The sequence below is a fragment of the Dactylosporangium sp. CA-052675 genome, from assembly GCF_050947935.1.
In the GTDB taxonomy this organism is placed as follows: Bacteria; Actinomycetota; Actinomycetes; order Mycobacteriales; family Micromonosporaceae; genus Dactylosporangium.
On sequence record NZ_CP192010.1, the window covers coordinates 3,368,107 to 3,381,847 of the forward strand.

The window sequence follows — 13,741 nt, forward strand, 5'->3', positions numbered from 1 at the left end:
CGCCGGCGCGCACCGACCGCGGCGATCCGCTCGCCGTCGACCGCCCCGCCGGCGACCACCGCCGGGCCGCCGCGCCCGTCGGACGGTACCGCCGCGCCCGTCGGACGGTACCGCCGGTGAGCACGAGGCCGTGCTAGCGGGGCTCAGCCATGCAGGCTCAGCGCCGACAGCGCCGCGTTGACGATCGCGCCCGGCTGGAGGTCGTGGATCTCGTAGAGGTCGTGGACGGTACCGGACTGGCCGAAACCGTCGACGCCCAGCGGTACGCACGGCACGCCGAGCGCCGAGCCGAGCCAGGCCATCGTGTGCGAGGCCGCGTCGTGAACGGTCACCAGCGGCGCGCGGTCGGCGAAGACCGTACGCATCGCGCCGGGCAGCGCCGGTACGCGCGCGCTGCGGATGCCGTCGCGCACGGCGGCCCGCCAGCCGGCGTAGAGCCGGTCGAGCGACGTGACGTCGACGACATGCACCGCGATCCCCTCGTCGGCCAGCTCGTCGGCGGCCGCGAGCACCTCTGGCAGGACCGCGCCGCTGCCCACCAGGGAGACCACGGGCGCGCCCCTGGCGGCCAGGTCACCGCCGTCGCGCAGCCGGTAGGCGCCGGCGAGCACCTGGCGGCGCAGCACCGCGTCGCCGAGCCGGGCCCGGGCCGCCTCGAACGGCGCCTGGTCGATCGGCCGGGTGGTGAGCCGGAAGTAGAAGGCGCCGCGGCCCTCGGCGACCGTGCCGAGGGCGTCGCAGAACTGCCAGTCGAGGGCGGTGCCGTACGCCGGCTCGGCGAAGGTGACGCCCGGCAGTTCGAGGCCGATCGAGGCGGTCAACGTCGACTGGTGCGCACCGCCCTCCGGCGCGAGGGTGACGCCCGACGGGGTACCGGCGACGATGAAGCTGGCCCCGCTGTACGCGGCGTAGATGAACGCGTCGAGGCCTCGGCAGACGAAGGGGTCGTACACCGTGCCGACCGGCAGGAGCGGCTGGCCCGACAGCTCGCCGGCCAATCCGAGCTGGCCGAGGAGCATGAACAGGTTCATCTCCGAGATGCCCAGCTCGATGTGCTGACCGCGGGGGCCCTCGACCCAGCGCAGCATCGGGTCCGGCGACCAGGTCGTGCGCTCGTCGGGGTGGAAGATCCCGGTGCGGTTGATGAACCCGGCGAGGTTGGTCGAGGTGGCCACGTCGGGCGCCGTGGTCACGAGGTGCGAACCGACCGCCGGGTCGCGGGCGAGGTCGGTGAGGACCCGGCCGAAGACCTCCTGGGTGGAGGCCCGCTGCCCCACCCGTACCCCCGATCGCGCCGGCACCGTTGCCCGTGGACCCGGCGGCGCCGGCCGCGGCGGTGCGGCGGCACGCTCCGCGACGATCGCGCCCGCGGGGGTCGCGGGATCGATGCGGTCCCACTCCGTCGCGACGGTCAGGCCCGTGGCCGCGCGTAGCGCGTCGATCTGGTCGCCGCTGAGCAGCGCGGAATGGTTGCGCGGATGGCCCGCGGCGGGGAGATTCCAGCCCTTGACCGTGTACGCGAACACGACGCTCGGCCGGTCGGTCACACGGTCGCACTCGGCGTAGGCGCGCAGCAGCGCCTCGACGTCGTGGCCACCGAGATCGTGCAGGAGCCCGGCCAGATCGGCGTCGGGCACGTCGGCGACGGCCGCGGCGACCTCGGCGGGCGCGCCGTCGAGGAACTGCTTGCGCAGCGGCTCGCCGTCGATGCCGAACAGCGACTGGTAGCGCTCGTTGGGCATCCGGTCGAGCCAGTCGCGCAGGGCCGGCCCGTGCTCCCGGCCGAACGCGGCGCGCAGGCGGGAGCCGTACTTGACCTCGACCACGTGCCATCCGGCGGCGGCGAACTGCGCTGCCCACTGGGCGACGCGGATGCCGGGCACGACCCGGTCGAGCGACTGGCGGTTGAGGTCGACGACCCACATCACGTTGCCGAGGCCGGCGGTCGCGGGGTCGGCCACGGCCTCCCACACGCTGCCCTCGTCGAGCTCCGCGTCGCCGATGACCGCCACGAAGCGCGCCGCCTCGCGCGGGCCGAAGTGGGCGTCGACGTACCGCCGGGTCGCGGCGGCGAACAGCGGCGCGGCGGCGCCGAGCCCGACCGAGCCGGTGGAGAAGTCGACGCCGTCGGGGTCCTTCGTGCGCGAGGGGTACGCCTGCAGCCCGCCGCGGCTGCGCAGCCGGGTGAGGTAGGACCGGTCGAGGTTGCCCAGCAGGTACTGGATGGCGTGGAACACCGGCGCGGCGTGCGGCTTGACCGAAACCCGATCGGCGGGGCGCAGGTGGGCGAAGTAGAGCGCGGTGAGCACCGAGACCAGCGACGCCGACGACGCCTGGTGGCCGCCGACCTTCACGCCGTCGCCGGTGTCGCGCTCGCGGTTGGCGGCGTCGACCATCCGGACGGCGAGCCAGAGCACCCGCCGCTCGATGGCGCGTAACGCGTCGATCATGCCGGAGCCTCCTGGGTCGGTAGCGGTGCGGGCAGGAACGCGAGGGCGGCCCCGACGAGGGTCTCGACGCCGCGGCGCAGCGTGGGCAGCCGGTCCGGTGCGTAGTAGGGCGTGTGCTGGCCGGGCATCCGGGCGATGCGCTCGCGCAGGTCGCCGCTCGCCGCGTCCCAGAGCTGGGCCGCGGTGCTGCCGTAGAACCACATCGACACCGGGATCGCCGGGCCCGGGTAGTAGCGCCCGTCGCCGGGCTCGCCGTAGTAGGCGAAGTCTTCGCTGCCCTTGTTGGGCCACGGCAGGTCGAGCATGTCCTCGGCCGGGAAGAGGCCGGCGTGCACGGCCCGCACCCGGGTGGTGACGTCGGCGTCGTTGCGGACCGCGAGGGTCTGCTCGAGCAGTTCGATGTCGGGTGGCCGGGCGGCCTGGCCGGCCTCGGCGACGCCGCGCACGATCCGTTCCATCGCGGCCTGCAGCTGGTCCATCACCGCCTCGGACGTCCCGCGCAGGGTGACCTCGAGCACCGCCTCGGCCGGAATGATGTTGGGCCGGGTCCCGGCATGGACGGAGCCCACGGTCAGCACGGTCATCTCGTCGGGGTCGATCTCGCGCGAGACGACCGTCTGCAGCATGACGATGGTCTGGGCGGCGAGCACGATCGGGTCGACCGACCAGTGCGGGGCCGCGCCGTGCGCGCCGCTGCCGTGGATGGTGATCCGGAAGTTGCGGCACGCCGAGTAGGCGAGCCCGGGCCGGTGGTGCACCATCCCGGCTCGCGTGGTGGCGCAGTGCTGGGCGAGCACGACGTCCGGGCGCGGGAAACGGCCGTCCCCCCGGAACAGGCCTTCGGCGAGCATCGCCTTGGCGCCCTGCATCGACTCCTCGGCCGGCTGGGCGATCAGCACGAGGGTGCCGGACCACAGCTCGCGGCGCGCGCCGAGCAGCTGTGCGGCCCCGACCAGGCTCGCGGTGTGCAGGTCGTGTCCGCAGGCGTGCATGACCGGCACGGTGGTGCCGTCGGCGCGGGTGGCGACGGCGGTGCTCGCGTACGGCAGGCCGGTGTCCTCGGCGATGGGCAGCGCGTCGAAGTCGGCGCGCACGGCCACCACCGGCCCGGCCCCGTTGGCGAGCACACCGACGACGCCGTGGCCGCCGACGCCCGGGGTCACCGCGAGACCGGCGCCGGCGTACCGCTCGGCGATGACGCCGGCCGTGCGCCCCTCGGCACCGGAGAGCTCGGGGTTGGCATGCAGGTCGCGGTAGAGCGCGTCGACGGTCGGCAGGACCAGGTCGAGATCGTTGAGGACCGCGCGGGCCCGGCCGGCGGCCTCCTGGGGGGATTCGGTCACCATCGGTTGCCTCTCAGGGGAGTCCGTGCGCCGATCGGGTCGTCGCCCGACCCTGTTCGAGCCACAGAGTAGCTTTCGTTCTTGCGTCGACTCAAGGAAGAGTCGGCACGTTTTCGAAATTCTATTGACTCGTCGAACACCCGGCGTGATGCTGTAGCGGGCCGGGCGGCCGGCCCCTCGGTGAGCAAGGAGGGGCACATGCGGATCGCGAACGTCGACGGCCGGCTGACCATCGTCACGGAGGCCGGCGGCATCGACGTCGAGCGGGCGAGCGGCGGTCGGTTCCTGGCGGACCCGGCCGCGGTGTACCCCTGCTGGGCCGAGTTCCGGGCATGGGCCGGCTCGCTCGACGACACCGTCGACGTCACACCCATCGACGAGGCCACGCTCGGCGCCCCGTCGCCACGACCGGCCCAGGTCTTCGCGATCGGCCTCAACTACGGGGCGCACGCGCTCGAGGCGGGCTACGAGATCCCCGAGGTCCCGGTCACGTTCACCAAGTTCCCGACGTGCATCACGGGCCCGTACGGCGACCTGCCGATCCCCGGCGACACGGTCGACTGGGAGGTCGAGCTCGTCGCGGTGGTCGGAACGCGGGCGACGCACGTCTCCGTCGCCGACGCGTGGCGCCACATCGCGGGGCTCACGGTCGGGCAGGACTACTCCGAGCGGCGGGTGCAGACACTCGGCCAGACGCCGCAGTTCAGCCTCGGCAAGTCGTTCCCGGGCTTCGGCCCGACCGGCCCGTGGCTCGTCACGCTCGACGAGTTCGACAACGCCGACGACCTCACCCTCGAATGCGTGGTCAACGGCGAGATGATGCAGTCCGGCCGTACCCGCGACATGATCGTCTCGGTGCCCGGCCTCGTGTCGCGCCTGTCGGCGGTGTGCACGCTGCTCCCCGGCGACCTCATCTTCACCGGCACGCCCGACGGCGTCGGCTCCGGGCGGACGCCACCGGTGTACCTGCGTCCGGGCGACGAGGTGGTCAGCACCATCGAGCGGATCGGCGCGATCCGCCAGCGGTGCGTGGACTCGGCGCCCGCCGCCGTCTAGGTGCGGCACACCCCGGACCCACCTACGAGGCGGGGCCTGTGCCCGCCTCCGGCGGGTCCGGGCACAGGTGGCGGTCGAGGAAACGGTCGACGGCCGCGGCCCGGCGGGCCCGGCTCGACGGGCGGCCGTGCAGGTTCATCAGGTGTCCCTCGCCCGGGATGCGGACGAGTTCGACGTCCCGGCCGAGGGTCCGCAGCGCCGCGTGCATCTGCTCGCTCTGCGCCACCGGGCACACCTGGTCGTGCTCGGCGTGGACGAGCAGCAGCGGCGTGGCGATGCGGTCGGCGTGCACGAGCGGCGACCGGTCCACGAACCGCGACGACGTCCAGGGCCGGCCGCCCATCGGCAGGTCCCAGGATGCCGGCGCACCGGCGCCCGAGCCCCAGGCCGCGACGAAGTCGCTGATGCCGTTCTCGCTGACCGCGGCCGCGAACCGGGCGCTGTGCGCGACCGCCCACTGGGTCATGAACCCGCCGTAGCTGACGCCCCAGATCGCCGTGCGCCGTGGGTCCACGGTGGGCAGCGCGGTCGCCGCGTCGACCGCCGCGCACACGTCCGACCAGTCGGTGCCGCCCCAGTCACCGCGGATGGCGGTGGCGAATGCCTCGCCGTAGCCCTGGCTGCCGCGGGGATTGAGGGTCAGCACCGCGTATCCGCGCGCGGCCAACCGCTGGACCTCGGCGGTGTACCGCCAGCCGACCGCGCCGTGCGGGCCGCCGTGCACGTTGACCAGCAGCGGCCGGCTCGCGTCGCCGGGCGCCACGGTCAGCCAGGCGTCGATCGCGACGCCGTCGCCGGCCCGCACGGACAGCGGCGCCGTCGGGAGGGCGCGACGCGCGGCGCCGGGGTTGGCGTCGGTCACCGCGCGCGAGCGGCCCGACGCCTCGTCGGCGACGTGGATGTCGCCCGGGTTGGCCGCGTCGCTGCGCACGAACGCGACCCGGCCGCCGCCGGCGGTGGGGGACAGGCAGGCGTGGGCGCCGTCGAAGGCAAGGCCGTCAGTGCCCGACGCCGGGGCGAACCAGGCGAGCGGGCCGCGCCCGCCGACCGCGACCTCGGCATAGATCCGGCCGGTCGCCGCCGACCAGACCACAGGCGCGTCGCCGGTGCCGCGCGGGTCGTCGCCGCGCACCGGGTTGCCGAGGCCGTGTACCCACGCGGCGGTCAGGTCGGCCGGTGCGTTTCCGGCGCGGTCGGTCAGCCAGAGACGCAGGTTGACGTCGCCGGCGTCGCCGTGCCGGTGGCCCAGGTAGGCCAGCCGGCGCCCGTCGGGGCTCCACGCGAAGCCGCGGACCGGGCCCGCGCCGTCGGTGACCCGGGTGACCGGTCCCGGCCCGGCGGCGGCGCCGACGTGGCACAGGTCGGGCCGCGTACCGAAACGGGTCGTGAGAAAGCCCAGCCGCGCGCCGTCCGGTGACCACTGTGGACCGTATGCGTCGTCGGCGACCGTCCACAGCGGACGGCCCCGGTCGTCGACCACCCGGATGCGCCGGTGGCGCCGGTACAGTCCGGGCAGGCCGTCGACCCGGGATCCGTCGGGCGACTCGACCAGCGCGACGTGGGTGAACGCCAGCCGCGTGCCGTCCGGTGACCATGCGGGCTCCGTCGCCTGCCCGCCGTCGGAGGCCGCCAGCCGCCGCGCCGCGCCGGTCGCGGTGTCGACCAGCCACAGCGCGGCACCGCGGCATACCGCCAACCGGTGGCCGTCGGGCGACCAGCGCGGCGCGGCGCCCTCGCCGAACCAGGCCGTCGGCCCGCCGCCGGCCGGCACGACGCCGACCCGGGACGTGACCGCGTCGCCGGTGTGGTCGAGCGCGCGTTCGACGTACGCCACCCGGTCGCCGGCCGGCGACAGCCGCGGATCGTCCAGCCAGCGCAGGTCGGCGCTCCGCTCGTCAGTCACCGAAGTCGAGCACTGCCGTGAGCGGGGAGTCGTCGGTGAACAGCGCGCGGTAGGCGGAGGGCGCCTCGGCGAACGGTACGCGTACCGCCTTCATCGCGGCCAGGTCGATGCGCCCCTCGGCGAGCAGACGGACGAAGTGGCCCATGTTGCGGTTCTCGGTCCAGCGCACGGCGTTGACCGGCAGGTCGACGTTGTTCTCCTCGTACACCGGGTCGTAGCGGCCCGGGCCGTAGGCGACCGACGGTACGAACGTGGCCTGTGCGGCGAAGAACCGCTTGCGGTCGAGGTCCATGCCGAAGTCGCCGAGCGCGACCACGCGCCCGCCCGGGCGGAGCAGGTCGAAGGCGAAGTTGACCAGTGTACTGCCGGGGTCGGCGGCCGCCACGATCACCGCGTCGACGCCGAACCCGCCGGTCAGCGCCCGTACCCGCGCGAGCCCCTCCTCGCCGGTGCCGGCGAGCGTCGCGACGGCACCCAGCGCGGTCGCGAGCGTGAGCCGCTCGGTGTTGGTGTCGAGCGCGACCACGTAGATGCCGGCCGACGCCGCCAGCTGCGTGATGAGCAGGCCCAGCATGCCGCTGCCGAAGACCGCGACGGTCTCGCCGAAGCGGCACCCGGTCCGGCGGAGTGCCTCGATGGAGACCGCGCCGAGGGTGACGTGCGCGGCCGCCTCCAGCGGGACCGCCTCCGGCACCGCAACCGTCAGACTGCGCGGTACGGCGACGAGCTCGCAGTGGTACGCGCACTGGCTGCCGCTGCACGCGACCCGGTCGCCGGGGCGCAGGTCGAGCACGTCGTCGCCGACCGCGACGACGGTTCCGGCGAGGCTGTAGCCGAGCGACGCGGCGTCGGCCGGCGGCATCTGCGGCATCCGCGTCTGCCCGCGCACCGCGCCCGAGCGGATGGTGCGCCACTCGTACGCCGCGTTGGGGTACTCGTGGGCCTCGGCCACGCTGGTCCGGGTGGCCCGCACGATCGACCGCTCGGTGCCCGGGCTGATCACCGAGTAGCGCGGGCGGACGACCACGTCGCCGGGCCCGGGCGTCGGGTCCGGCACCTCCCGCAGGATGATCTCGCCGCCCTGCGCGAGCACCCGGCGCGCCATCAGCGTGACCCCTGCGCGACGCCCCGCGCGTGCGGGCGGACCTGCGGGTTGACGATCGACCCGGCCCAGCCGGTGCGGAGCCACTCGATGGTGGCGCCGCACACCTCGCGGCGCAGGTCGCGCAGCGCCTGCGGCGAGTTGGCCCCCTCGTGCGGGGTGAGGATGACGTTGTCGCGGCCCCGCAACGGGTTGTCGGCCGGCAGCGGCTCCTGCTCGAACACGTCCAGCGCCGCGGCGCCGAGCCGGCCGGCGTCGAGCGCCTCGACCAGCGCCTCCTGCCGCACGATGCCGCCCCGGCTGGTGTTGACGAGCGCGGCGTGCGGCCGCATCAGCGCGAGCGTGCCGGTGTCGAACAGGTATCGGGTGGTCTCGGTCAGCGGCACGTGGACGCTGATGAAGTCGGACTCGCGCAGCAGCTCCTCGAGGCCCACGAGGCGTACGGGCGCGTCGATCGTGGGCGCGACCGGGTCGTAGCCGAGCACGTTGGCGCCGAACGCGGACGCGATCCGCGCGACGCGGCCGCCGATGCGCCCCAGTCCGATCACGCCCACCGTGCTGCCGGCCAGCCGCCGGTGCGGTGCCGGCCCGTGACGCCACAGCCCCTGCTGGCCCTGGCGGTCGCGGTGGACGACCTGGCGGGAGAGTGCGAGCAGCAGCGCGAGCGCGTGCTCGGCGACGTCCTCGGTGCAGTACGACGGCGCGTTGGCCACCGCGATGCCGAGCTCCGTCGCCGCCGCCACGTCGAACTGGTCGTAGCCGACGCCCCAGCGGATCGCGAGGCCGAGGCGCGGCAGCCGGGCCAGGACGTCGCGGGTCAGGTGTGGTGTCCACTCGAGCCAGATCACGTCGGCGTCGCGCGCCGCGTCGACCAGGGCATCGTCGTCTGCGGCACGGACCACGGTCAGGTCGGCGCCGACCTCGGCCAGCGCGGCCACCTCGTCGTCGTATGGCGCGAGATCGCCGACGTATTCGACCTGCACGACCGAACTCATTGCGGGCTACCTCCGGAACTCTGCGGGTGCTGCGGGACGAGCGGCGCGAGCACGTCGGCGACGTGCCGGGCCTGGGACAGGTCGTTGTAGAGGTGGAACGAGAGGCGGACCTGGGAGCCCGTGCCGGTACCGGCCGACGGCGGCACTGACGTGACGATGCCGGCCGCACGCAGCGCGGCGGTGGCCGCGTCGCGCTCCAGCACCGGGACCGCGAGCACCGACGAGCCGGTCGGCGGCAGCCCGAGCAGCTTGGCCGCCTCGCTCGCCAGGCCCACGCACCAGTCCCGGCGCTCGGCCGCCGGCACACCCACGAGGAACTCCAGGGCCGCGACCGCGCCGAGCCAGGCGTGCCAGGCGAGCGAGACGTCGTACCGCGCCGCGGTGCCGGCGAGGTCGGCGAGGGTCGGGCCGTAGTAGTGCGCGTACGCGTCCCCGGCCGACCGCCACGACGCGACGGCCGGCGGCACGCTGTCCCACCGCTGCCGGGCGATCCGCATCAGCGCGACGCCGCGCGGGCACAGCAGGTGCTTGTACGCGGCGACGAGGACGTAGTCGAGGCCGAGCACCTCGGCGTCGACCGGCAGCACGCCGGCCGCGTGCGTGGCGTCGACCAGCACCGCGGCGCCGGCCGCGCGGGCCGCGGCGGCGACCGACGGGAGGTCCTGGACCCGGCCGTCGTTGGAGCGCACGTGGCTCGTCGCCACCAGCGTGGTCCGCGGGCCGACCTCGGCCGCGAGCGCGTCGAAGGGCACCTGGCGGACGCTGATACCGCGGTGGCGGGCCGCGACGAGCGCGGGCAGCAGCACCGACGCGAACTCGCCCTCGGGGGTCAGGATCTCGTCGCCCGGCGACAGCGAACCGAAGACGACGCCCGCGCCGACCGAGACGGCCGGCAGCAACGCGATCTCGTCGGCCGGCGCGCCGAGCAGCGGGCCGGCCGCGACCCGGCACCGCTCCGCCTGGACGTCCCAGTCGCTGACCCAGTCCGCCGAACCGTCGCGCCAGGCGGCCAGGGCGCCCTCCAGGGCGGCGACGGTGCCGGCGGTGGGCAGGCCGTACCCGGCGGTGTTGAGGTACGTGCGAGGCAGCGGCGCGAACTCGCCACGGGCGGCGGGATGCACGGTCAGGACCCTCCACCGAGAAACTCCGCGGCCCGCTCCGGGCTCGGTACCGCCGCGATCAACTCCATCGTGTACGGATGCGTGGGCGCCCGGAGCAGCCGCGTGGTCGGCCCCGCCTCCCGGATGACCCCGTGCTGCAGGATGATCGCCTCGTCCGCGACCGCCCGCAGCACGCCGAGGTCATGGGTCACGAACACCACCGTCAGCTGCCGCTCGGCCCGCAGGCCCACGAGGAGCTCGAGGATCGACGCCTGGACCGACACGTCGAGCGCGGAGGTGACCTCGTCGCAGAGCAGGACCTCGGGCTCGGCCAGCAGCGCCCGGCCGATCGCGATCCGCTGACGCTGCCCGCCCGACAGGTGCCGCGGGAACCGGTCGAGCAGGTCCGGCGAGAGGCGCACCTGGCGCATCATCGCCGCGACCGCGTCGCGCCGGTCGCGCCGGGCGATGTCGGGCCGGAACAGCTTCAGCGGCCGCTCGAGCGACTGGTAGACGGTGTGCCGGGGGTTCAGGGTGGCGTCGGGGTTCTGGAACACGATCTGGATCGCCCGCCGCAGCGCGACGGGACGCTCACCGGCCAGCCCGGGCAGCGCCGCACCGCGATAGGTGATCGTGCCCGCCGACGGCCGCACCAGGCCGGCGATCGCCCGCAGCAGCGTCGACTTGCCGCTGCCGCTCTCCCCGGCGATACCCAGCGCGCGGCCCGCCGGCACCCGCACCGAGACGTCGTCGACGGCCACGAACGGCTCGCCCGAGCCGGGCCGGGCGAAGACGACGCCGACCCCGTCGACGGCGAGGATCGCGTCGCCCGCCGTCCCGGCCGCCGGTGCCGGTGCCTCCGCCGGCCGGGCCGCCGCCGTGGCGGGGGCCGGTTCGGCCGCCGGGTCGAACGGCGGGAGGTCGTCGAGGCGCACGCACCGCGCGGCGCGGTCGCCCGCGAGGATGACCAGCGGGACGTCGACCTCGCAGGCCGCCTGGCGCAGGTGGCAACGCTCGGCGAACCCGCAGACGTGCACCGGCACGGACGGACGGGGGATGCCGGGAATGCCGTGCAGCGGCCGGTCCGAGGCGATCGTCGGCACCGCGCCGATCAGCGCGGCGGTGTACGGGTGCCGCGGCGCCGCGTACACCTCGGCCGCGACGCCCTGCTCGACGACCTGGCCGGCGTACATGATGGCCAGCTCGTCGCAGACGGTCGCGAGCAGCGCGAGGTTGTGGCTCACGTAGAGCGCCGCGATGCCGGCGTCGCGGGCGAGCGCCACGATCAGCCGGTTGACGTGGGCCTGGGTGACGACGTCGAGGCCGGTCGTCGGCTCGTCCAGGATGAGGACTTCGGGCTCGACCGCCAGCGCCAGCGCGAGCGCGACGCGCTGCTGCTGGCCGCCGCTGAACTGGTGCGGGTACTTGTGCAGCGCCGTCCCGGGCTCGGGGATCTCGACCCGGCCGAGCCACTCGGCGCTGCGCTGGACGGCCGTCGCCGTGTCCAGGCCGCGGTGGCGGCGCAGCACCTCGACGAAGTGCCGCTGGACGGTCAGCGCCGGGTTGAGTGAGGTGGCGGTGTCCTGCGGCAGGTACGCCAGCCGCGCGCCCCAGACCTTGCGCAGCTCCTTGATCGAGGCGCGGTCGAGGTCGTGGCCGTCGAACGTGACCCGGCCGGCGAGCGTCTCCTGGCCGGCGACCCGGTAGCCGAGCAGGGACAGCGCGAGCGTGCTCTTGCCGGATCCGGACTCGCCGGCCAGGCCGAGGATCCGCCCGGGCCGCAGGCGTACCGACACGTCGGCGAGGACCTGGGTCAGCTCGGTACGCGACCGGTAGCCGACCGAAAGGCCGTCCGCCGCGAGGTCGCCGTCACGTTGCGCGGTCACCCGCGCGGCCTGCGCCGTCATACCATCAGCCGTTCGTGGATGCGGTCGCCGAAGAACTGCGTCAGCGCGTCGGCGATGAGGTTGACCGCGATGGCCAGCACGCCGATCAGCAGCGCCGGCACGAGCACGCCGACCGGCGAGACCAGCAGGAGCGTGCGGTTCTGGGCCACCATCACGCCCCAGTTGGAGCTGGGCGGCTGCACGCCGAGGCCGAGGAAGCTCAGCGAGGCGATGAACATGATGGCGTACGTGAAGCGCAACGCGATCTCCACGAGCAGGGTCGGCCCGATGTTCGGGGTGATCTCCCGGAACAGGATCCAGCCCAGCGACTCGCCCCGCGCGCGGGCGGCCAGCACGAACTCGCGCGGCGCGATGGCCTGCGTCGACGACCGGATCACCCGCGTGATGTAGGGCGCGTAGACCACCGCGACCGCGGTGACCACCACCGCGCCGCCGCCGCCGAACGCCGCGACCACGACGAGGACCGCGAGGTACGACGGGATGGCCAGGGCGATGTTGATGACCCAGGTGACCACCGCGTCGACCTTGCCGCCGAGGTAGCCGGAGACGAGGCCGACGAGCGTGGCGACCACCATCGCGGCGGAGACCGCGAGCAGCGGCAGCAGGATCACCGAGGCGCCGCCGTGCAGCACCCGGCTGAGGATGTCGCGGCCGTAGGCGTCGGTACCGAGCCAGTGCGTGGCGGACGGGCCGAGGATGGGCTGGTCGCTGATCTCGTTGGGCGTGTCGGGCGCGACGAACGGCCCGATCACGACCAGCAGCAGGAGCAGCAGGAGCAGCGCGACGCCGATGCCGCCCTGCGGGATGGCGAGGAAGCTGCGCCACCCGCGCCGGCGGGGCGCTGCGACGTCGGACGCGGTGACGGTGCGCAGGATGTCGGCGCTCATCGCACTGTGTCCCGCAGCTTCGGGGTCACGTACACGACGATCGCGTCGGCGGCCAGGTTGGCGATCACGAACAGCGCGCCGATCATCAACGCGAGCGCCTCGACGACGGGCGCGTCGCGTGAGGCGGCCGACTGCGCGAGCAACTGGCCCATGCCCGGGAAGCCGAAAAGGGTCTCCGCAACCACCACGCCTCCGATCAGACCGGCGAACTGCAGGCCCAGCGCGGTGACCACCGGCGGGGCCGCGTTGGGCAGGATGTGCCGCAGCGACAGCGACGGCTCGGAGATCCCGCGCAGTACCGCCGCCCGCACGTAGGTCTCCGATGCCACCTCGCGGGCGTTGGCCCGCATGAGGCGGATGATGTACGGCACTGTGCCGAGCGCGATCGTGACGCCGGGCAGCACGTACGCCGACGGGCTGTCGAACACGCCGCCGGCGCTGACCGCGGTCGAGTCGACCGGGAGCCAGGCGAGCCAGATCCCCAGCACGATGGCCAGGATCAGGCCGAGCACGAACTCCGGGAACGCCGCGACGATGAGCGTCACGAACGTGAGCGACGCGTCCCGGCGGCCCCGCAGCCGGACGCCGGAGTAGAGCCCGATCGGCACCGCGACGACGACGGTGAGCAGCCAGGAGAACAGCACCAGCACGATGGACGGGCCGAGCCGGGGCGAGATGACGTCCCAGACCGGGCCGTTGGACTGGTACGAGATGCCCAGGTCGCCGCGGAAGAGCCCGCCGAGCCAGTCGAGGTAGCGCACCACGACGGGCTTGTCGAGGCCGTGGATCTGCTGGAAGGCGGTCACCTGGGCGTCGGTGGCGTACTGGCCGAGGATGTCGCGGGCCGGGTCGCCGGCGATCGCGGTCAGCCCGAAGATCACCACGGTGATCGCGAAGAGCGTGACCACGAGCGTGCCGAGCTGGCGGACGAGGTACGGCAGGCGGCGGGGCGCCCTGCGTGTGCGAGGGCGCCCGGCCTGCGCGGCGGTCTGCGTCAT

Annotated in this window: 10 protein-coding genes; 1 reads left to right on the forward strand and 9 read right to left on the reverse strand. The window is 74.5% G+C overall.

Features of this window, described 5'->3' with window-relative positions; all coding sequences use genetic code 11:
* Positions 1 to 143: 143 nt before the first annotated feature.
* A complete protein-coding gene (locus ACQP1P_RS15375) occupies positions 144 to 2,450 on the reverse strand; it encodes a transketolase-like TK C-terminal-containing protein (protein WP_433087245.1) in 2,307 nt (768 codons plus the stop codon).
* On the reverse strand, positions 2,447 to 3,796 hold the full coding sequence (locus ACQP1P_RS15380) for an amidohydrolase (RefSeq protein WP_433087247.1): 1,350 nt from the start codon (positions 3,794 to 3,796) through the stop codon (positions 2,447 to 2,449). The genes ACQP1P_RS15375 and ACQP1P_RS15380 overlap by 4 nt, the downstream gene beginning before the upstream one ends.
* Before the next feature lie 195 nt (positions 3,797 to 3,991).
* On the opposite strand from ACQP1P_RS15380, the gene ACQP1P_RS15385 reads away from it, so the two are divergent.
* Positions 3,992 to 4,849 (forward strand): fumarylacetoacetate hydrolase family protein, encoded by an 858-nt coding sequence (locus ACQP1P_RS15385; RefSeq protein ID WP_433087249.1) that lies wholly within the window; start codon positions 3,992 to 3,994, stop codon positions 4,847 to 4,849.
* A 22-nt stretch (positions 4,850 to 4,871) separates the two neighbouring features.
* On the opposite strand, the gene ACQP1P_RS15390 is transcribed toward ACQP1P_RS15385, so the two are convergent.
* The 7 genes from ACQP1P_RS15390 to ACQP1P_RS15420 are packed head-to-tail and all read right to left on the reverse strand — an operon-like array spanning position 4,872 to position 13,741.
* Complete coding sequence (locus ACQP1P_RS15390) at positions 4,872 to 6,752, reverse strand: S9 family peptidase (protein WP_433087251.1); 1,881 nt, start codon at positions 6,750 to 6,752, stop codon at positions 4,872 to 4,874.
* Positions 6,745 to 7,857, reverse strand: coding sequence for a zinc-dependent alcohol dehydrogenase (locus ACQP1P_RS15395; RefSeq protein ID WP_433087253.1), 1,113 nt, complete (start codon positions 7,855 to 7,857; stop codon positions 6,745 to 6,747). Before ACQP1P_RS15395 ends, ACQP1P_RS15390 begins: the two co-directional genes overlap by 8 nt.
* Positions 7,857 to 8,849 carry a C-terminal binding protein gene (locus tag ACQP1P_RS15400; RefSeq protein ID WP_433087255.1) on the reverse strand — a complete coding sequence of 331 codons (993 nt, stop codon included), beginning with the start codon at positions 8,847 to 8,849 and terminating at the stop codon, positions 7,857 to 7,859. Before ACQP1P_RS15400 ends, ACQP1P_RS15395 begins: the two co-directional genes overlap by 1 nt.
* Entirely contained in the window at positions 8,846 to 9,970 is a 1,125-nt protein-coding gene (locus ACQP1P_RS15405) for an aminotransferase class V-fold PLP-dependent enzyme (protein WP_433087257.1), read from the reverse strand. The genes ACQP1P_RS15400 and ACQP1P_RS15405 overlap by 4 nt, the downstream gene beginning before the upstream one ends.
* A 2-nt stretch (positions 9,971 to 9,972) precedes the next feature.
* Positions 9,973 to 11,856 (reverse strand): dipeptide ABC transporter ATP-binding protein, encoded by a 1,884-nt coding sequence (locus ACQP1P_RS15410; protein ID WP_433087259.1) that lies wholly within the window; start codon positions 11,854 to 11,856, stop codon positions 9,973 to 9,975.
* Positions 11,853 to 12,743 carry an ABC transporter permease gene (locus tag ACQP1P_RS15415; protein WP_433087261.1) on the reverse strand — a complete coding sequence of 297 codons (891 nt, stop codon included), beginning with the start codon at positions 12,741 to 12,743 and terminating at the stop codon, positions 11,853 to 11,855. Before ACQP1P_RS15415 ends, ACQP1P_RS15410 begins: the two co-directional genes overlap by 4 nt.
* Positions 12,740 to 13,741: an ABC transporter permease gene (locus ACQP1P_RS15420; protein WP_433087263.1), complete on the reverse strand. Its 1,002-nt coding sequence runs from the start codon at positions 13,739 to 13,741 to the stop codon at positions 12,740 to 12,742. The genes ACQP1P_RS15415 and ACQP1P_RS15420 overlap by 4 nt, the downstream gene beginning before the upstream one ends.

Coding starts and splice junctions, on each gene's coding strand:
- ACQP1P_RS15385 (WP_433087249.1), top strand. CDS start 3,992: ATGCGGATCGCGAACGTCGACGGCCGGCTGACCATCGTCACGGAGGCC.
- ACQP1P_RS15375 (WP_433087245.1), bottom strand. CDS start 2,450: ATGATCGACGCGTTACGCGCCATCGAGCGGCGGGTGCTCTGGCTCGCC.
- ACQP1P_RS15410 (WP_433087259.1), bottom strand. CDS start 11,856: ATGACGGCGCAGGCCGCGCGGGTGACCGCGCAACGTGACGGCGACCTC.
- ACQP1P_RS15395 (WP_433087253.1), bottom strand. CDS start 7,857: ATGGCGCGCCGGGTGCTCGCGCAGGGCGGCGAGATCATCCTGCGGGAG.
- ACQP1P_RS15415 (WP_433087261.1), bottom strand. CDS start 12,743: ATGAGCGCCGACATCCTGCGCACCGTCACCGCGTCCGACGTCGCAGCG.
- ACQP1P_RS15420 (WP_433087263.1), bottom strand. CDS start 13,741: ATGACGCAGACCGCCGCGCAGGCCGGGCGCCCTCGCACACGCAGGGCG.
- ACQP1P_RS15380 (WP_433087247.1), bottom strand. CDS start 3,796: ATGGTGACCGAATCCCCCCAGGAGGCCGCCGGCCGGGCCCGCGCGGTC.
- ACQP1P_RS15400 (WP_433087255.1), bottom strand. CDS start 8,849: ATGAGTTCGGTCGTGCAGGTCGAATACGTCGGCGATCTCGCGCCATAC.